The sequence below is a fragment of the Speluncibacter jeojiensis genome, assembly GCF_029589495.1.
In the GTDB taxonomy this organism is placed as follows: Bacteria; Actinomycetota; Actinomycetes; order Mycobacteriales; family Mycobacteriaceae; genus Speluncibacter; species Speluncibacter jeojiensis.
This window is the reverse complement of sequence record NZ_JAAIVF010000001.1, coordinates 618017-639664: the sequence shown is the minus strand read 5'-3', so window position 1 is coordinate 639664 and position 21648 is coordinate 618017. Positions and strand designations below refer to the sequence as shown.

Genomic DNA, 21648 nt, shown 5'->3' with positions numbered 1-21648 from the left:
TCTCCACTGTGCGATAGGTCCGGTCCAAGCGAGTATGGCACGACGTCCCGTACCGACGAGTAGGCCGATGAACGGCCGTGAGCACGCTGGTCCGGGGCGGTTCCGTGGCTTTTCCGCACCTCAGGTCGCGTGTCAGCAGGTGGAACTGGCAACTCGCTGGACAGCATAGGCGGGATTGCGGGTACCGGGCACCCGAAGCGCGTTGGGGGTGATTACAGGATCTTCGGGGATCTGTAACAAGTTCTGGTTTTCCTCAGATGTGTTCAGAGAGGGCGACGACCCGACTGGTCGCCGCCCTTGCCGTCTACCCGTCGGGCGCCCACAAGGCCGCCCACCGGTCGGCGGCCGGACGTCTGGCGGCGCACTCTCAGCAAAGCGTGTGCCCATCGACAGCCCACTTACAGGCCGGGCTCATACGTTGGGGAGATGGGTTAGTCACTGCGGTGGATCGCGACGAGATCGGTGGGTGCAGGCGGGTGGAGGTTGCTGCGGTGGCGACGGTCGAAGCCGGGGGGCACCCCTCGGAACCCGCCGGATCGTTCCCTCTGTCGTCCGCCCAGGTGGGCATGTGGTTCGCGCAGCGCGTCCGCGACGACGTGCCGATCACCATCTCCCAGTACGTGGAGATCCGCGGGGCGTTCGACTTCGAGTTGCTGACCCGGGTCGGTCGCGTGGCCGCACTGGAGTTCGGTTCGGCAGTGCTGCGGATCGTCGAGATCGACGGCATGCCGCGCCAGTTCGTCGATCCGGATCTGCTCGACGACTCGGTGGTGCACGACCTGGGCGACGAACCCGATCCGGAGCGCGCCGCCCGCGAGTGGATGCGCCGCGAATCCGCCCGGCCGCTGGATCTGCTGACCGACCGTCTCGTCTACACGGCGATGCTGCGGCTGGCGGACGATCACCACTACTGGTACGCGCGCATCCACCACATCGCGCTCGATGGCCTCGGCGCGATGAACTTCATGAGCCGCACCGCCGAGCTGTACACGGCGGCGTGGCGCGGCGTCGAGCCGGAACCGTGCCGGGCGCTGTCGCCGGCCGAGATCGCCGCCACCGAATCCACCTACCGTTCGTCGACGCGGCTGCAGCGCGACCGCGCCTACTGGGCCGAGCAGGTCGACGGCCTGCCGCCGGCGATCAGCCTGGCCCGCCGCGCCCCGGCCCCGATCGCGGCGCGCCCGCTGGTCTGCAGCGCGGAACTGCCCGCCGGGGCGGCCGCGCACTTCGACAGCGCGGTCGAGCGGGTCGGCTCCAGTGCGGCACCGCTGATGGTCGCGGGCTTCGCCGCGTACCTGGCCCGGATGACCGGCTCCGAGGACGTGGTGGTCTCGCTGCCGGTGACCGCGCGCACCACGGTCGCGCTGCGCCACTCGGGCGGCATGGTCTCCAATGTGGTCCCGCTGCGGCTGCGGGTCGCGCCGGACGCGACCGTCGGCTCGCTGATCAAGCAGGCTCAGATCGCGCTCGTCGGCGCGCTGCGTCACCAGCGGTACCGGCACGAGGACATCCGGCGGGACATGTCCGCCGACTCCGGCCGGCTCGGCTTCTTCGGGCCGGCGGTGAACATCATGATGTTCAACAACCAGATCCGGCTCGGCGAGCTGGACTGCCGCTTCCACGTGCTCTCCACCGGGCCGATCGAAGACCTCGCCGTCAACCTCTATCCGGCGGTCAGCGGCACCCGCACGCACATCGACTTCGAGGCGAACCCGAACCGTTACGACAAAGCGGAACTGCGCGAACATCACACGCGTTTCCTGCGGCTGTTCGAACAGTTCCTCGCAGCCGGCGAGCAGGACCTCGTCGGCGAGCTCGACATGCTCACCGCCGACGAGCGTGCCGCGCTGATCCCCGCCCGCGGGCCGGCCGGCGGCTCCACCCGGACGCTGCCGCAGCTGCTGGCCGACGCGGCCGCCGAGCACGGCGCGGCCGTCGCGGTGCGCGGCGCCGCGGGGGAGCTGACCTATCGGGAACTCGACGAACGGTCGAACCGGCTGGCCCGGGTGCTGATCGCTCAGGGAGCGGGCCCCGAGACGGTCGTCGCGGTGGCGATGTCGCGCTCGCTCGCCTCGCTCACCGCGATCTGGGCGGTCGCCAAGACCGGAGCGGCCTTCGTGCCGGTCGACCCCGACTATCCGACCGCGCGGGTCGAGCACATGCTCGCCGACTCCGGCGCGCTGTGCGGGCTGACCGTCGAGTCGACGCGACCGGCGCTCCCCGGCGACGTGCAGTGGCTGGCCGTCGACTCCGGCGAGGTCGCCGCGCAGGTGCATGCGCAGCGTCCCGATCCGGTGACAGACGTCGAGCGCCGCCGTCGCATCCGGCTCGACCACCCCGCCTACCTCATCTACACCTCCGGCTCGACCGGCCGGCCCAAGGGCGTCACGGTGACGCACCGCGGGCTGGAGAACTTCGCGGTCGAGCAGCGTGAGCGGTACCGGGTCGACGGGCAGGCGCGGGTGCTGCACGTCGCATCGCCGAGCTTCGACGCCTCGGTGCTCGAGTATCTGCTGGCCTTCGCGAACGGCGCGACTCTCGTGGTCGCACCGCCCGGGGTGTACGGCGGCGACGGGCTGCACCGGCTGATCGCCGACGAGCGGATCACGCACGCGTTCGTCACCCCGTCGGTGCTGGCCTCGGTGAACCCGGACGGGCTCGGCTCGCTGACCCATCTGGTCGCCGGCGGCGAGGCGGTCCCCGCCGAACTGGTCGAGCGGTGGGCGCCCGGGCGCAGCCTGTTCAACGGCTACGGCCCGACCGAGACGACGATCATGACCACGATCAGTGCGCCGCTGACCGACCCCGCGGAGCTGACCATCGGCGCCCCGATCCGCGGCAGCTCCGCGGTGGTGCTCGACGCCCGACTGCGCCCGGTCCCCGTCGGTGCGCCCGGTGAGCTCTACGTGTCCGGGCTCGGGTTGGCCCGCGGCTACCTCGCGCGGCCGGGGCTGACCGCGGAGCGGTTCGTCGCCGACCCGTGGGGGAGCGCCGGCGCGCGGATGTACCGGACCGGCGATGTCGTGCGGTGGACCCGGCAGCCGGGCACCGGACCCGACGGACTCGGCGGGATCGAATACTCACTCGATTATCTGGGCCGATCGGACCACCAGGTCAAGCTGCGCGGGCTGCGGATCGAACTCGGCGAGATCGACGCGACGCTCACCGCGCACCCGGCGGTCGACTTCGCGGCCACCGTGGTGCACGTTCCCGAGGCGGACGCGACAGACCGGACTCCGGGCGCCCCGAACCCCGATACGGCGGTGCTCGTCTCCTATCTCCTGCCGGTCCCGGGGAGGGTGCTGGATCATGCCGAACTGCGCATCCACCTGTCCGCGGAACTGCCGCCGCACATGGTCCCGGTGCACCTGGTCGAGCTGGATGCGATCCCGCTGACCCCGGTCGGCAAGCTGGACCGCGCCGCGCTGCCCGCGCCGGAGCCGGCCGTCGTGGCCGAGTCGGTCGCCCCGCGCACCGAGGGCGAGCAGTTGCTGGCCGGGATCGTCGGCTCGATCGTCGGCGCGCCCGCGGTCGGCGTGCACGACAGTTTCTTCGCGCTCGGTGGCAACTCGCTCAGCGCCACCCAGTTGGCCTCGCGCGCCTCGTCCGCGTTCGGCGCCGACCTGACCGTGCGGGACGTCTTCGACCACCCGACGGTCGCCGGGCTGCTGACCCGCGCCGAGGAACTGCAGGCGAGCGGCCAGGCGCGCCGGCCCCGGCTGACCGACGGGCCCCGGCCGCCGCACGTGCCGCTCTCGCCCGCGCAGCAGCGACTGTGGTTCCTGAGCCGGTTCGATCCCGAGTCGGCCGTCAACAACATCCCGTTCGCGCTGCGGCTGAGCGGCCCCGTCGACGTCGATGCCCTCGAGGAGGCGCTCGGCGACGTCATCGAGCGGCACGAGGCGCTGCGCACCGTCTACCCGGACTCCGAGCTGGGACCGCATCAGGTGGTCGTCGACGTCGACCGCGAGTCGGTGGACCTGTCGCCGAACCCGGCGACCGCCCGCGAACTGCCGGAGCTGCTCGGCGCCTTCGCCGCGGACGGATTCGACCTGACCGAACAGGTGCCGGTGCGCGCCAGGCTGTTCCGGCTCGATCGGCACGAATGGGTGCTGGCGATCATCGTGCACCACGTCTCCGCCGACGGATGGTCGATGGCGCCGCTGGCCCGCGACCTGATGCTCGCCTACACCTCCCGCACCGAGGGACGCGAACCCGAATTCGCACCGCTGCCGGTGCAATACGCGGACTACGCACTGTGGCAGCGCGAACTGCTCGGCGCGGAGGACGACCCCGACTCGACCGCCGCGCGGCAGCTGGCGCACTGGACCCGCACCCTGACCGGGCTGCCCGACCAGCTCGAACTGCCCACGGACCGGCCACGGCCGAAGCAGGCGAGCTTCGCGGGCCGCCGCGTCGTCACCGAGATCGGCGTCGCCACCCACCGCCGCGTCGAACAGGTTGCGCGCGAGCACGATGCCACGCCGTTCATGCTCGTGCATGCGGCATTCGCGATCCTGCTCAGCCGACTCGGCGCCGGCGACGACATCGCCCTCGGCACCCCGGTCGCCGGCCGCGGCGAACGCGAACTCGACGACCTGGTCGGCATGTTCGTCAACACGCTGGTGCTGCGCACCGCGGTCCCCGCGGCGGACACCGTCGCCGACATGATCGCGCGCTGCCGCAACGTTGACCTCGACGCGTTCGCCAACGCCGACGTGCCGTTCGAGCGGCTGGTCGAGGTGCTCAACCCGGCGCGCTCGGCCACCCGGCACCCGCTGTTCCAGGTGATGCTGGCGTACCAGAACCTGCGCGGCGCCACCGTGGAACTGCCCGGACTGACCGTGCAGGCCGCCGAGATCGACGTCGCGTTGGCCAAGTTCGACCTGCAGCTGACCGTCCTCGAGCGCCGTGGCGACGACGGCGAGCCCGCCGGCCTGCAGGCTGAGTTCACCTATGCCGCAGATCTTTTCGAAGATGACACCGTCCGTGCGATGGTGCGACGGTTCGAGCTGCTGCTCGAGGCCGTGCTGGACGCGCCGCAGACGGCGGTCGGCGACCTGCCGGTCCTCACCGTGGCCGAGCGCACCCGCATCCTGACCGACTGGAACGCGACCGACGTGGCGGTGCCCGCGGAACTGGTGCTCGACCGGTTCGACCGGCACGCGCGCAGCATGCCCGACGCGGTCGCGCTGGTCGGAGTCGGTGCGGGCGCCGACGACGTGACGATGACCTACGGACAGTTCGACGCCGCGGTCAGCCGGCTGGCGCGCCGGCTGATCGCCGAGGGGGTCGGACCGGAGGTCCGGGTGGCGCTGCTGATGCGCCGCTCGGTCGAGCTGATGGTCGCGATGTACGCGGTGGTCCGCGCCGGCGGTGCCTACGTGCCGATCGACCCGGACAACCCGGTCGAGCGCACCGGCTACGTCGTCGAATCCGCGCATCTGCTGTGCGCGTTGGTGGTCGGGCGCGACGGCGCGGATCTGACCGGGCTGGGGCAGGTGCCGGTGCTGGACCTGGACCGGCTCGACCTGTCCGGGTATCCGGCGACGCCGGTCACCGACGACGAGCGGCGCGCGCCGCTGCGGCCCGACCACAGTGCCTACGTCATCTACACGTCCGGATCCACCGGCCGGCCCAAGGGCGTCGAGGTCACCCACGCGGCCGCGGTGAACCTGCTGCGCTGGATGCAACTGGACCTGCCGATCACCGCCGACGACCGGGTGGTCTTCAAGGCCCCGGCGACGTTCGACGTGTCGGTGTGGGAATGCTTCGCGGTGCTCGGCGTCGGCGGGCGGCTGATCGTGCTCGACCACGAGGGCCACCGCGACCCGCAGCGGCTGCAGCAGGTCGTCACCGAGCAGCAGGCCACCATCTGCGAGTTCGTGCCGTCGATGCTCGACCTGTTCCTGTCCGCTCCCGGGCTGGGCCTGCCGGACTGCCTGCACATGGTCTACGTCGGCGGCGAGGCGATCTCGGCGGCGACCGCCGAGCGGGTCACCGCGCTGGGACTGCGGCTGGGCAACTTCTACGGGCCCACCGAGGCCGCCGTCACCACCACCTATCACGAGATCGGGCCGGGGCCGGTGCCACCGGTGGTGCCGATCGGGCGGCCGGTGTGGAACACCCGCGCCTATGTGCTCGACGAGCGGCTGCACCCGGTGCCGGTCGGGGTGCCCGGCGAGCTGTACCTGGCGGGCGTCCAGTTGGCTCGCGGCTATGTCGGTCGCGCTGACCTGACCGCGGATCGCTTTGTCGCCGACGCCTTCTCGGGGGACGGCGAGCGGATGTACCGCACCGGCGACCTGGTGCGCTGGAACGACGCCGGGCAGATCGAATATCTCGACCGCACCGACTTCCAGGTCAAGCTGCGCGGGCTGCGCATCGAACTCGGCGAGATCGAGGCAGTGCTGCACGACCACCCGGCGGTCGACCAGGCTGTGGTGCTGGTGCGCGAGGACCAGCCGGGCCAGGCGCGCCTGGTCGCCTACCTGACCCCGGCCGAGCCCGGCGCCGAGCTGGACCCCGCCGTGATCCGCGCCGATCTGACCGGGCAGCTGCCCGGCTACATGGTGCCGACGGTGTTCGTGCCGCTGACCGCGCTGCCGGTGACGCCCACCGGCAAGCTGGACCGCCGGGCGCTGCCGGTGCCCGACGCCGCGCCCGTGGCGTACCGCGCCCCGCACACCCCCTCCGAGCGGGTGGTCGCCGCGGTGCTCGAGGACGTGCTCGGTGCCGGGCGGATCGGACTCGACGACGACTTCTTCGCGCTCGGCGGCAACTCGCTGATCGCCACCCGCGTGGTCGCCCGGGTCGGCGCCGAACTCGGCGTGAGCGTGCCGGTCCGGCTGCTGTTCGAGGCGCCGGACGTGGTCGGCTTCGCCGCGCTTGTCGACCAGGCCGACCCGAGCGAGGTCCGGCCGCCGCTGCACCCGCGGCAGCGACCGGAGCGGGTGCCGCTCTCGGCCGCGCAGCATCGCATCTGGTTCCTCAACCGCTTCGACCCGGCCTCGCCCGCCTACAACCTGCCGGTCGCGGTCCGCTTCCACGGCGACCTCGACGCGGCGGCGCTGCGCGCGGCCCTGGCCGATGTGCTGCAGCGGCACGAAGCGCTGCGCACCGTGTACCCGGAGGGACCGGAGGGCCCGCACCAACTGGTGCTCGACACCGCGGCGGTGATCGACGGGGTCGCGCTCGAACCGACACCCGTACCGGCCGCGGAGCTGACCGCGGCGGCGCTGCAGCTGGCAGGGCAGGGCTTCGACGTGACCGTCGACCCGCCGGTGCGGGCGCGGCTGTTCCGGATCTCGCGGCGCGAGCACGTACTCGCTATCGTGTTGCACCACATCGCCGGCGACGGCTGGTCGATGGGCCCGCTGGCCGCGGACGTGATGCGCGCCTACACCGCCCGCCGCGACGGACGCGATCCCGGCTTCGCGCCGCTGCCCGTGCAGTACGCCGATTACGCGCTGTGGCAACGGGAACTGCTCGGCGACGAGCAGGATCCGGCCTCGGCCGGCGCCCGGCAGCTGCGGCACTGGACCCACACGCTCGCGGGCCTGCCCGACGAGATCGGGCTGCCCACCGACCGGCCCCGGCCCGCCCAGCCCAGCTATCGCGGTGCGCACGTGGACTTCCCGGTTCCGGCCGACCTGCACAACGGGATGCGTGTGTTCGGCACCGACCGGCAGGCCAGTGTGTTCATGGTCGCGCACGCCGCGCTGGCGGTGCTGCTGCGCCGGCACGTCCAGGGCGACGACATCGCCGTCGGCACCGCGGTGTCCGGCCGTGGGGAGGCGGCGCTCGACGAACTGATCGGCATGTTCGTCGGAACCCTGGTGCTGCGCAACCACATCGACCTCGGTGACGGTTTCGACGCGGTGCTCGCGCAGGTGCGTGCCGGCGACCTCGCCGCGTTCGCCCACGCGGACCTACCGTTCGAGCGCATCGTCGAGGTGCTCGACCCGCCGCGCCGCGACGGCCGGCACCCGCTGTTCCAGGTGGCGCTGTCGTTCGACGATGCGGTCGCGACCGAGTTCGAACTGCCCGGCGTGCGCACCGTCGTCGAGCCGCTCGACCCTCAGGTCGCGAAGTTCGATCTGCAGCTGACGCTGATGCCCGCTGCCGACGGCGGCCTGACCGGACGATTCGACTACGCCGTCGACCTGTTCGACGAGTCGACGGTTGCCGCGCTGGCCGACCGTTTCGTGCGGCTGCTCACGGCCGCTCTCGGCGAGCCGGGCCGCCCGGTGGGGGAGCTGCCGCTGCTGAGCCCGGCCGAACTGGCCGCGCTGACCCCGAAGCCGGCCGCGCAGCCGCAGCGCACGCTCGCGGAACTGCTCGGCGAGGCTGCCGCGCGGCACCCGCAGCGCCCCGCGGTGATCGCGCAGCGGACGCTCACCTACCGTGAACTCGACGAGCGTTCGAACCGGCTGGCGCGCGAACTGATCGCCAAGGGCCTGGGCCCGGGCAGCCGGGTGGCGTTGGCGCTGCCGCGGTCGACGGCGTACCTGATCGCGCTGTGGGCGGTCGCCAAGTCCGGTGCCGCGTACGTACCCGTCGATCCGGGTCTGCCCGCCGACCGCATCACCCACATGGTCACCGACAGTGGTGCCGGGCTCGGGCTCGCGCACGGCGCGCTGCACGACCGGCTGCCGGCCTGCCTGGACTGGATCGACCCGGACGACGCGGAGGCGAACGCCGCGAGCCAGGACGCCACGCCGATCACCGACGCCGACCGGGTCGCGGCGCTGCGCATGGACGACTACGCCTACCTGATCTACACCTCCGGTTCGACCGGGGTGCCCAAGGGCGTCGCGCTCACCCACGCCGGGCTGGCCGCGCTTATGGCCGAACAACGCGCCTGGTTCGGCGCCGACGGCGACTCGCGGGTGCTGCTGGGGGTGTCGCCGAGCTTCGACGCCTCGCTGTTCGAGGTGCTGGTCGCGGTCGGCTCCGGTGCGGCACTGGTGGTCTCGCCCGCCGGTGTGGTCGGCGGCGACGAGCTGGCGGCGGTGGTGTCGGAGGGCCGGGTGACCCACGCGGTGATCACACCCGCGGTGCTCGCCACGCTCGTCCCGTCCGACCACGAACTGCTGCGCACGATCGTGGTGATCGGCGAGAAGTGCCCGCCCGAGGTGGTCGACCGGTGGGCGCCGGGCCGCCGCCTGCTCAACGGCTACGGCCCGACCGAGACCACGATCTGGGCGACCTGCAGCGAACCGATGGCGGCCGGCGAGCCGGTGACCATCGGTCGCCCGATCGCCGGGATCGGCGCCGCCGTGCTGGACCGGCGGCTGCGGCCGGTGCCCGCCGGGGTGGCCGGTGAGCTGTACCTGACCGGTGACGCGCTCGCCGCCGGCTACCTGCGCCGTCCCGCGCTGACCGCCGAGCGGTTCGTGGCCGGGCCCGACGGGGCACGCATGTACCGGTCCGGTGACCTCGCCCGCTGGGTGCGCAGTGACGAGCACGGCTATCGCCTGGAATATCTGGGCCGCACCGACTTCCAGGTCAAGGTGCGCGGGCTGCGCATCGAACTCGGGGAGATCGACGCCGCGCTCGGCGCGCACCCCGGCATCGCCTACGCCGCCACCATCGGCCACGACGACGAGACCGGCCAGACCCGGCTGGTCGCCTACGTCACCGCCGTCGAGGACGCGCGGCTCGACGGCGACGAACTGCGCGGGTTCCTCGCTCGCACCCTGCCCGGCTACATGGTCCCGTCGCTGATCGTGCCGCTCGAGCGGATGCCGCTCAGCCCGGCCGGCAAGATCGACCGCAAGGCGCTGCCCCGTCCGGTGTTCGGGTCGGTCCGGCCCGAGTACCGGCCGCCGCAGACCCCCGCCGAGGCGGTCGTCGCGCGGGTGTTCGCCGAGGTGTCCGGCACCGAGCGGGTCGGCCTGGCGGACAACTTCTTCGACCTCGGCGGCAACTCGCTCACCGCCACCGGGGTGGTCTCGCGGGTCGGTGCCGAGCTGTCGCGGCGGATCCCCGTGCGGCTGCTGTTCGACCACCCCGTCGTCGCCGACTTCGCCGCCGCCGCGGCGGACGCCGAGCCCGCCGACCGGCCCGCCCTGATCGCCCGGCCGCGACCGCAGCGGCTGCCGCTCTCGCCCGCGCAGCAGCGCATGTGGCTGCTCAGCCGGCTCGAACCCGCCGTCTACAACATCCCGCTGGTGGTCCGGCTGACCGGTGAACTGGATGTCGCCGCACTGGCCGCCGCGCTGACCGATCTGGTGGACCGGCACGAGTCACTGCGCACCGTGTTCCCGGCCGACGAGCAGGGGCCGCACCAGGTGGTGCTGCCCGCGGCCGACCACGGGGTCGCGCTCGCGTCGGTGACCGACGGCGATCTGGCCGCGGTGCCGGCCGAACTGGTGGCCGCCGAGTTCGATCTGACCGCGGCGCCGCCGCTGCGGGCGCACCTGTTGCGCAGCACGACCGAACCGGACGAGTACCTGCTGGTGCTGGTGCTGCACCACATCGCCGGAGACGCGCTCTCGCTGGCGCCGCTGAGCAGGGACCTGATGGCCGCCTACACCGCCCGGACCCGGTGGCAGGCGCCGCAGTGGTCGCCGCTGCCGATCCAGTACGCCGATTACGCACTGTGGCAACGGGATCTGCTGGGCGACGACACCGACCCGCAGTCGCTCGCCGGTGCGCAGACCCGGTACTGGCAGGCGGCGCTGGCGGGCCTGCCCGCGTGCCTGGACCTGCCGACCGACCGTCCGCGCCTGCCGGTGGCGAGCCTACGCGGCGCCGGCCTTCACTTCGAACTCGACGCCGCCGTGCACCAGGGCATGGAACGGCTGGCCCGCGAGCACGGGGCCACCGTGTTCATGGTCGCGCACGCGGTGCTCGGTGTGCTGCTGCAGCGGCTGACCGGGTCGCCGGACGTCGTGGTCGGTACGCCGGTCGCCGGTCGCGGCGAACCCGGACTCGAGCACCTGGTCGGCATGTTCGTCGGCACCGTGGTGCTGCGCGCACAGGTCGACCCGTCCGCCACGTTCGCCGAGGTGCTGGGTGAGGTCCGCCGGGCGGACCTGGACGCCTTCGCGCACGCCGACGTGCCGTTCGAGCGTCTGGTCGAGGTGCTCGCGCCGGTGCGCACCACCGCACACCACCCGCTGTTCCAGGTGATGCTCAGCTTCCAGAACCTGAACGCCGGCGAGCTGGAACTTCCGGACCTGCGCGTGCGCATGGTGGACGCGCCGCTGCCGGTGGCCAAGTTCGACCTGCAACTCGGACTCGCCGAACGCCGCGGCGCGGACGGTGCGGCCGCCGGTATCGGGGCCGAGTTCAGCTACGCCACCGACCTGTTCGACGCCGTCACGGTGCAGGGCTTCGCCGACGAGTACCGGCGCATCCTCACCGAGGTGCTCGCCGCGACCGACACCCCCGTCGGCGACCTGGCCGGCATCTCCGCGACCGAGCTGGGCCGGGTCCTCGACGCGGGCACCGGACCGGACCGCCCGGTCGGCGGCGACACGCTGGCAGACCTGTTCGCCGCGCAGGCGGCCCGCACCCCCGACGCACCCGCGGTGACGTTCGAAGGCGCCGCGCTGACCTACCGCGAACTCGACGAGCGTTCGAACCTGCTGGCGCGCAAGCTGATCGTCGAGGGCGTCGGACCGGAGTCGACCGTCGCGGTGGCGTTGCGGCGCTCGCCCGAACTGGTGGTGGCGATCTACGCCGTCGTCAAGGCCGGCGGCGCCTACCTGCCGATCGACCCGGACCATCCGGCCGACCGCACCCGGTACGTGATCGACACCGCCGCGCCGCGCTGCGTGATCGGTGCGAGCGGCGTTCCGCTGCCGGAGATGCCGGTGCCGGTGCTGTTCGTGGACGGACAGGGGAGCGGCGACCCTGCCGATGCCGCGCCGATCACGGACCGGGACCGGCGCGCGCCGCTGCGCCCCGCCCACCCGGCCTACCTGTTGTTCACCTCCGGCTCGACGGGCCGGCCCAAGGGTGTGGCCGTCTCGCACGCCGCGATCGTCAACCGGCTGCGCTGGATGCAGTCGGAGTACCCACTGGGCGCCGACGACACGGTGCTGCACAAGACGCCGGTCACCTTCGACGTGTCGGTGTGGGAGCTGTTCTGGCCGTTGCAGGTCGGCGCCCGGATGGTGCTCGCCCGCCCGGCCGGCCACGGCGACCCGCGGTACCTGGCCGAGCTGATCGAGCGCGAGTCGGTCACCACGGCGCATTTCGTGCCGTCGATGCTCGCGGTGTTCGTAGCGGAGCTCGGTTCGGCCGGTGCGCGGTGCGCGTCGCTGCGGCAGGTGTTCGCCTCCGGCGAGTCGCTGCCCGCGCAGACGGCGGCGCGGCTGCGCGAGGTGGCGCCGGCGACCGCGCTGCACAACCTGTACGGGCCCACCGAGGCCGCGGTCGACGTGACCTTCCACGAGGTCACCGAGGCCGACGCGGTGGCGGTCCCGATCGGTGTGCCGGTGTTGAACACGCAGGTGCTTGTGCTCGACACCCGGCTGCACCCGGCGCCGGTCGGCGGGCGCGGCGAGCTGTATCTGGCCGGTGAGCAGCTGGCCCGCGGGTACGTCGGCCGGCCGGAGTTGACCGCGGACCGGTTCGTCGCCCACCCGTACGCGGTGGGCGGGCGGATGTACCGCACCGGCGACCTGGTGCGGTGGGTCGACAACGAGGGCTCGCTGGAGCTGGAGTATCTGGGCCGCACCGACTTCCAGGTGAAGCTGCGCGGCCAGCGCATCGAACTGGGCGAGATCGAGGCGGCGCTGCTGCGTCGGCCGGAGATCGAGCAGGCGGTGGCGCTGGTGCGCGGCGACCGGTTGGCCGCCTACGTGGTGGCGGCGCAGGATGATGTCGAGGACGAAGGCGCCGCAGCCGGCCTCGACACCGCGGGGCTGGGCCGTGCGCTGGGCGACGAACTGCCCGCGTACATGGTGCCGAGCGTGATCGCCGTGCTGCCGGCGCTGCCGGTCGGCGTCAACGGGAAGCTCGACCGCGCCGCACTGCCGGCAGTCGATTCGGCGCCGCGGGTCCACCGGGCGCCGCGCACCGACACCGAGACGACGGTCGCGGCGGTGTTCGCCGATCTCACCGGCTCCGAACGCGTCGGCGCCGACGACGACTTCTTCGCGCTCGGTGGCAACTCGTTGTCGGCCACCCAGGCGGTCGCCCGGCTCGGCGAGGCACTGGATGCGACGGTGCCGCTGCGACTGGTGTTCGAGGCGCCGACGGTGGCCGCACTGGCCGCGAAGCTGGCCGAACTGGCCGGGTCGGGTCGACGCGCCCCGCTGGTCGCCGGACCGCGGCCGCAGCATCTTCCGCTGTCGCCGGCCCAGCAGCGGCTGTGGTTCCTCAACCGCTTCGACCCGCAGTCCGCCGCGTACAACCTGCCGTTCGCGGTCCGGCTGACGGGCGACCTCGACGTCGACGCGCTGGCCGCCGCGGTGACCGATGTGCTGGCGCGGCACGAGTCGCTGCGCACCAGCTACCCGGACGACGGCGCCGGACCGCGTCAGCTCGTGCACGCGGCCGAGCCCGTCGACCTCACGCCCGTGCCCACCACCGAAGAGGCGCTGATCGGCGAGATCGGCGCACTGGTGCTGGCCGGCTTCGATCTGACCGCGCAGATTCCGTTGCGCGCCCGGCTGTTCGCACTCGGTGCGGACACGTATGTGCTCGCCATCGCGGTGCACCACATCGCCGCCGACGGCTTCTCCGCGCGCCCCCTGGCACGCGACCTCGCGGTCGCATACGCCGCGCGGGTGGGCGGCGCCGCGCCGCAGTGGTCGCCGCTGCCGGTGCAATACGCCGACTACGCGCTGTGGTGCCGCGAGGCGCTGGGCGATCCGTCGGACCCGGACAGTGTTGCGGCAGGCCAGCTCCGGCACTGGACCGGGCAGCTGTCCGGGCTGGCGGACGAGCTGCAGCTTCCGGCCGACCGCCGCCGTCCCGCCTCGCCCAGCTACGGCGGTGCGACCGTCCACTTCCGCATCGGCGCCGCCCTGCACGACCGCATGCGCGCCGTCGCGCGGGAGCACGGCGTGAGCCTGTTCATGGTCGCGCACGCGGCGCTGGCCGCGCTGCTGCACCGGATGGCGTCGGTGGACGACGTGGTCGTGGGCACCGCGATCGCCGGCCGCGGTGAGCAGGTGCTCGACGAGCTGATCGGCATGTTCGTCAACACCCTGGTGCTGCGCAGCCGCATCCGTCCGGGCATGAGCTTCACCGACCTGCTCGACCATGTCCGCGGGGTCGACCTCGATGCGTTCGCGCACGCCGACGTGCCGTTCGAGCAGGTCGTCGACGCCATGCGGCCGGCGCGGATGCCCGGCCGGCACCCGCTGTTCCAGGTGGCGCTGGCCGTCGAGCAGGCGGCGGCAGGCGGGATGGCCGTCGAACTGCCGGGGGTGCGGGTCGCCGCCGAACAGATCGACGCGCCGGTCGCCAAGTTCGACCTGCAGTTCACACTGGTCGAGAAGCCGGGGAACCCTGAGAACCCTGAGAACCCTGAGAACACGGCCGGTATCGACGCGAGCATCGGCTATGCCACCGACCTGTTCGACGAGTCCACCGTGACCGCGCTGGCCGAGCGGTTTGTCCGGCTGCTGTCCGGCGCGTTGACGGAGCCCGACATTCCGGTCGGCGACCTCGAGATCCGCGACGAACGCGAACGGGCCGAGCTGACCGCGCTGTCCGGGCCCGAGGCGCCGCCCGTCGTCACGCTGCCGCAGATCCTGGCCCGGGCTGCAGCCAGCCCGGACGCGATCGCGCTGAGCGGGCCTGGGTTCGAGATGAGCTACGGCGAGCTCGACCGGGCATCGACCCGGCTGGCCCGCGAATTGATCGCCCGCGGCGCCGGACCGGAGACGGTCGTCGCGCTGGCGACCGCACGGTCGGCCGAATCGGTGCTCGCGGTGTGGGCGGTCGCCAAGACCGGCGCCCCGTTCGTCCCGGTCGATCCGCGCCACCCCGCCGACCGTATCGCCTACCTGCTCGGCGACTCGGCGGTCCGGCTGGGCGTGACCACCGCCGCGGTGCGCGCCGACCTGTCCGACGCGACGGTGGACAGTCCGGTCGACTGGCTGGTGCTCGACGACGATACGGTCGCCGCATCCGTCGCCGGCCGCGACGACGCGCCGATCACCGATGCGGACCGGACCGCGCCGGTGCACGCCGACCACCCGGCCTACCTGATCTACACCTCCGGGTCGACCGGAAAGCCCAAGGGCGTCGCCGTGACCCACCGCGGCCTCGCCTCGCTGGTGTGCGAACAGCGTGAGCGGCTGCGGACCGACGCTGCGGCTCGCGTGCTGCACGCGGCGTCGCCGAGCTTCGACGCGTCGGTGTTCGAACTGCTGCTCGCGTTCGGGTCCGGCGCCACGGTGGTGCCGAGCCCCGCCGACATGATCGGCGGACCGGAACTGACCGAGCTGCTGCGCACCCAACGCGTCACCCACGCCGTGCTGACCCCGTCGGTGCTGGGGTCGCTGGACGAGTCCGGGCTGGGCGAGTTGCGCGTGGTGATGGTCGCCGGTGAGGCCTGCCCGCCGGAGCTGGTGTCGCGCTGGGCCACCGGCCGCACGGTGGTCAACGGCTACGGCCCGACCGAGGCGACCGTGTGGGCGACCGGGACCGAGCTGCACCCGGGGGAGCCGGTGCGCATCGGCCGGCCGGTGCGCGGGCTCCGCGTGGCCGTGCTCGACTCCCGGCTGCGCCCGGTGCCGGCCGGCGTGGTCGGTGAACTGTACCTGTCCGGCGTGGCGCTGGCCCGCGGCTATCACGGCCGCCCGGCGCTGACCGCGGACCGGTTCGTCGCCGATCCGCGGGGCGCGGGGGCGCGGATGTACCGCACCGGCGACCTGGTCCGTTGGGTCGAGATGCCCGACGGTCACACGTTGGACTATGTGGGCCGCAACGACTTCCAGGTCAAGATCCGTGGTCTGCGGATCGAGATCGGCGAGATCGACGCGGCGCTGACGGCGCACCCGTCGGTGCAGCTGGCGCTCACGCTGGGTCTGCCCGCGCCCAACGGCGACACCGTGCTGGTGTCGTACCTGCACGGCGACGGCGAGATCGACGCGGACGCGGTCGCGGCGTTCGCGGCCGGCCGGCTGCCCGCGTACATGCGTCCGGCGCACCTGATCGTGCTCGACGAGGTGCCGCTCACGCCGGTCGGCAAGCTGGACCGGAACGCCTTGCCGCGCCCCGACTTCGGTGGCGCGCGCGAGTACCGCGAGCCGGTCGCCGCCGAGGAGATCGCGGTGGCCGCGGCGTTCGCGGAGATCAGCGGCGCCGCGCGGGTGGGGCTCGACGACGGGTTCTTCGAGCTCGGCGGCAACTCGCTCACCGCGACCCAGGCGGTCGCGCGGATCGCCGAGCGCACCGGCCGTGCGATCGCCGTGCGGGACCTGTTCGACGCCCCGACGGTCGCCGCGCTCGCCGCGGTGGTGGCGCGGGCCGCCGCGCTCGCGGACCGGCCGCCGCTGGTGCCGCAGCCGCGTCCCGATGCCATTCCGCTGTCGTATGCGCAGCAACGGATGTGGCTGATCAACCGCATCGACCCGTCGTCGGCGATGTACAACCTTCCGATGGTGCTGCGGCTGACCGGTGACCTCGACGTCGCCGCGCTCGGCGCGGCACTGGCCGACCTGCTCGGTCGGCACGAAGCGCTGCGCACCGTGTACCCGGAGGGCTCCGAGGGCGCGCACCAGGTGATCGTGCCGGTGCCGCAAGGACAGTCGGTGCTTGCGGCAATCCCGGTAGACCCCGCAGCACTCGAACGGGAACTGCTCGCTTTCGCCGGCGCCGGATTCGACCTGACCTCGGATCTGCCGGTGCGGCTGCGGTTGTTCGCGCGCGGACCGGACGAGTACGTGCTGGCGCTGGTGACCCACCACATCGCGGCCGACGGCTGGTCGCTGGCTCCGCTGGCGCGCGACCTGATGACCGCCTACCTGGCGCGCCGCGCCGGGCTGGCCCCGGTGTGGCCGGCGCTGCCGGTGCAGTACGCGGACTTCGCGCTGTGGCAGCGGCAGTTGCTCGGCGGCGAGGACGATCCCGAGTCACTGCTCGCGCGTCAGATCGGATACTGGAAGCGGACGTTGGCCGGCGCCCCGGAGGCCTTGGCGCTGCCCTCGACCCGGCCGCGGCCCGCCCAGCGCACCGGGCGCGGCGGCCGCATCGCGTTCGAGATCCCCGCATCGGTGCACGCGGGCGCGGCGCGGCTGGCAGGTGAGGCCGGCGCCAGCGTGTTCATGGTCGTGCACGCGGCGCTGTCGGCGTTGCTGAACAGGCTGTCGGGAACGTCGGACATCGTCGTCGGCACCCCGGTCGCGGGCCGCGGCGACCGCGCGCTCGACGACCTGGTCGGCATGCTGGTCGGCACTGTCGTACTGCGTACCGCGGTCGAGTCGGGGCAGAGCTTCGCGGACCTGCTCGGCGCGGTGCGACGGACCGACCTGGACGCCTTCTCCCACGCGGATGTGCCGTTCGAGAAGCTCGTCGAGGTGCTGGCACCGCCGCGCTCGACCGCACACCACCCGCTGTTCCAGGTGATGCTCGGCTTCCAGAACCTGGACACCCCGGAACTCGAACTGCCCGGCCTGGCCGTCGCAGGCGTCGAACTGGACACGCCGCTGGCGCGGTTCGACCTGGACATGGCGCTCTCCGAACGCCGTGCCGCGTCCGGTGCCCCGGACGGCATCGACGGACGGCTGACCTACGCGGCGGACCTGTTCGACGAGTCGGAGGCCCGTGCGCTCGTCGACCGGTATCTACGGCTGCTCGCCGCGGTCGTCGCCGAGGGCGGCGCGGACCGGGCGGTCGGCGACGTCGACCTGCTCGGCAGCGGGGAGGGGTCGGTGTTGGACGTTGCCGGCGCCGGCGAGGTGGTCGCGCTGTCGGGCGCGCCCTCAACGCTGGTCGACGTGTTCGAGGCTCAGGTCGCGCGCACCCCGCAGGCGCCCGCGGTGTGGTCCGAAGCCGGCGAGCTGACCTACGCCGATCTGGACGCACGCTCGAACTCCTTGGCGTGCAGACTCATCGATGCCGGGGTGGGGCCGGAGGACGTGGTGGCGCTGGCGCTGCCGCGGTCGCTCGAGTTGGTCGTCGCGGCCTATGCGGTGCTCAAGGCCGGCGCCGCGTACCTGCCGCTGGACCCCGAGCACCCGGCCGAGCGGACCGCGCAGGTGCTCGCGAGCGCGTCGCCGCGTGTGGTGATCGGCGATTGCACCGCCGCTGCAGCGGTGGGCATCGTCGTGCTCGACCCGGCCGGGGACCGGTCTGCGACCGACCCTGCCACGGACACCGAGCGGCTGCGGCGGCCGCTGCGCCCGCAGCACCCGGCGTACGTGATCTACACGTCCGGCTCGACGGGCGTCCCCAAGGGCGTCACGGTCACGCACGAGGCGATCGTCAACCGGCTCGCCTGGATGCAGGCGCAGTTCCCGCTGTCCGCGGCGGACTCGGTGGTGCAGAAGACGCCGGCGACCTTCGACGTGTCGGTGTGGGAACTGTTCTGGCCGTTGCAGGTCGGTGCGCGACTGGTGCTGGCCCGGCCGGACGGCCACCGTGACCCCGCCTACCTGGCGCGGCTGTTCGCACAGCAGCGGGTGAGCGTGGCGCACTTCGTGCCGTCGATGCTCGCGGTGTTCCTCGCGGACCGCCACGCCGCCGACGCCGGTGAGCGACTGCGGTTCCTGTTCGCCTCCGGCGAGGCGCTGCCCGCGCCGGTCGCCGAACGCGCGCGAACGGTGCTGCCGCACACCGTGCTGCACAACCTGTACGGGCCGACCGAGGCCGCCGTGGACGTGACCCACCACGCGGTCACGGCGGCGGATGCGACGTCGGTGCCGATCGGCCGGCCGGTGTGGAACACCGGGGTCGCGGTACTCGACGCGCGGCTGCGCCCGGTGCCGGTGGGCGTACCCGGCGAGCTGTACCTGTCGGGTGTGCAGTTGGCCCGCGGATACCTGGGTCGGCCCGCGCTGACCGCGGACCGGTTCGTCGCCGATCCGTCGGGCGGGCCGGGGGAGCGGATGTACCGCACCGGCGACCTGGTGCGGTGGGTCGGCGACGGATCGGGCGTGCCGGAACTGGAGTATCTGGGCCGCACCGACTTCCAGGTGAAGCTGCGCGGTCAGCGGCTCGAACTCGGCGAGGTGGAGGCGGCGCTGAGCGCGGTCGACGGGGTCGAGCAGGCGGTCGCGCTGGTGCGGGACGACGGGCCGGGCCCGGAGCTGGTCGGCTACGTGGTCGGCAAGGCGGTCGTCGCGGCCGCGGCCGGCGCGATTGCGCCCGAGTCGGTCATCGCGCGGGTGCGCCATGCGTTGCCCGGCTACATGGTCCCGAGTGCGGTGGTGGTGCTGGGCGCACTGCCGACGACCGCGAACGGCAAGCTCGACCGTGCGGCGCTGCCGGCGCCGCCGCGCGCCGAACGTGAATACGTGCCGCCGCGAACCGAACTCGAGCGCGGGCTGGCAGGCGCTTTCGCCGAGGTGCTCGGCGTCGAGCGGGTGGGCCGCGACGACAACTTCTTCGACCTGGGCGGCAACTCGCTGCTGGCGACCACACTGGTTGCTGCGGCACGCGAGGCGCTCGGCGTCGAGCTGCCGCTGCAGTGGTTGTTCCTCGACCCGACGCCCGCGTCGATCGCCACCCGCCTCGGGTACGGAGCGTCGGGCGTTGCGGGCGGAGGCGACGCGCTGGCGGTGCTGCTGCGGATCCGTGGCGGTAGCGGGGCGCCGGTGTTCTGTGTGCATCCGATCACCGGATTGGCCTGGTGCTACGGCGGACTCGCGCAGTACGTGGGTGGCGACCGGCCGATCTACGGGCTGCAGTCGCCGGCGCTCACCGAGCCGGACGGCGCGCAACTGTCGCTGTCCGATCTGGCCGACCGGTACGTCCGCGAGATCAGGTCGGTGCAGCCACACGGGCCGTACGACCTTCTCGGATGGTCGCTCGGCGGGGTGATCGCTCACGGGGTCGCGACCCGGTTGCAGGCGGCCGGTGAGTCGGTCGGCTCGCTCGTGTTGCTGGACAGCGGCTTCGGCGACCTGACGGCCCACGCGGGGACGGCCCCGTCCACCGATGATCTGCTCGGCGGCCTGGGGCTCGACATCCCGGACGGCGGAGTCGGCTCCGCGGCAACCGGATCGGACCTCCCGACGCCCGCCGACCTCGATCCGGAGCAGGTCGCGGCCCTGCTCGCCGGCATGCCGGAGCCACTCGGTTCGCTGTCCGCCGACGCGGTGCTGCGCATGCTTGCCGCCGCGGACGCCTCGGCCACGCAACTGGCCGTGCACCGTCCCGCGCGGTTCGACGGCGACCTGCTGTTCTTCAGCGCTGCCGAGGGCGGTCCTGCCGGTGATGCGCTGGTGGACCTGTGGCGACCGTTCGTCAGTGGGACGATCACCGACCACCGGGTACCGTCCACCCACTGGCGGATGACGTCGGCGCGGTCGCTGGAGACGATCGGCCCGCTGCTCGGGAACATGCTCGATTCGACGACGAAGGGTGCGAAGTGATGAGGGTGAGCCACAGCCGAGCGATTGCCGCGGGCGCGTTGGCGGTGGCGACCGCCCTCGGGACCGCGACGTCGGCGGGCGCGTCGCCGGCGCCCGCACCGGTGCCCACCGCCGCTCCCGCCCCCGGCACGGCGCCCGCGGCGCCGCCCGCACCCACCGCGTCGACCCGGGCGATGATGGCCGCGGCCAAGCCGGCGCCCGACGGGTCGCGCCTCGACCACGTGGTGCAGATCAACGCGAACCAGTTCAACGCCTACGTGTACTCGGCGGCGATGGGCAAGCTGATCCAGCTCGAACTCATCCGCCCCACCCACGCCACCGGGCCGAACCCGACGCTGTACCTGCTCAACGGCGCCGACGGCGGCGAGAGCGGCACCACCGACTGGGAACACCGAACCGACGTGGTGAGCTTCTTCGCCGGCAAGCAGGTCAATGTCGTCATCCCGATCGGCGGCGCCAGCAGCTACTACACCGACTGGCTGCGCCCCGACCCGGTGCTCGGCAAGAACGAGTGGAAGACCTTCCTCACCAAGGAACTGCCGCCGGTGATCGACTCGGCGCTGGGCACCACCGGCAAGAACTCGATCGCCGGACTGTCGATGTCCGGGACCTCGGTGCTGAGCCTGGCCGAGTCGGATCCCGGGCTGTACAAAGGCGTGGGGGCCTTCAGCGGCTGCGCGAGCACCGGCGGACCGGTCGGCCAGCAGTACGTCAAACTCGTCGTCGACGCCCGCGGTGGCGGGAACACCATGAACATGTGGGGCCCGGTCGACGGCCCGGACTGGCGTGCCAACGACCCGCTGCTGAACGCGGAGAAACTACGCGGGACCACGCTGTACATCTCGTCCGGCAACGGCCTGCCCGGGCCTCACGAGAACCTGAGCGCGCCGGACGTGCAGGGCGACCCGGGCAAGCTGGTCCAGCAGGTGACGGTCGGCGGCGTCATCGAGGCGGCCACCAGCCAGTGCACCCAGCAGTTGCGCACCCGGCTGAACCAGCTGGGCATCCCCGCCACCTACGACCTGCGCAACGACGGCACCCACTCGTGGGGCTACTGGCAGGACGATCTGCATGCGGCGTGGCCGGTCCTCGACAAGGCCATGCGCAAGTAGCGACGGCTCACCGCCGGGTGCCGACG

2 protein-coding genes are annotated in these 21648 nt (G+C 72.9%); both read left to right on the top strand.

The window, feature by feature from the left end; genetic code table 11:
* The first annotated feature begins 491 nt into the window (after nucleotides 1–491).
* Entirely contained in the window at nucleotides 492–20510 is a 20019-nt protein-coding gene (locus tag G4X40_RS02875) for a non-ribosomal peptide synthase/polyketide synthase (RefSeq protein ID WP_277830041.1), read from the top strand.
* The gene (locus G4X40_RS02870) at nucleotides 20507–21622 is read left to right on the top strand and encodes an alpha/beta hydrolase (RefSeq protein ID WP_408642099.1); all 1116 of its coding nucleotides are present in this window, start codon (nucleotides 20507–20509) and stop codon (nucleotides 21620–21622) included. The genes G4X40_RS02875 and G4X40_RS02870 overlap by 4 nt, the downstream gene beginning before the upstream one ends.
* Nucleotides 21623–21648: the final 26 nt, after the last annotated feature.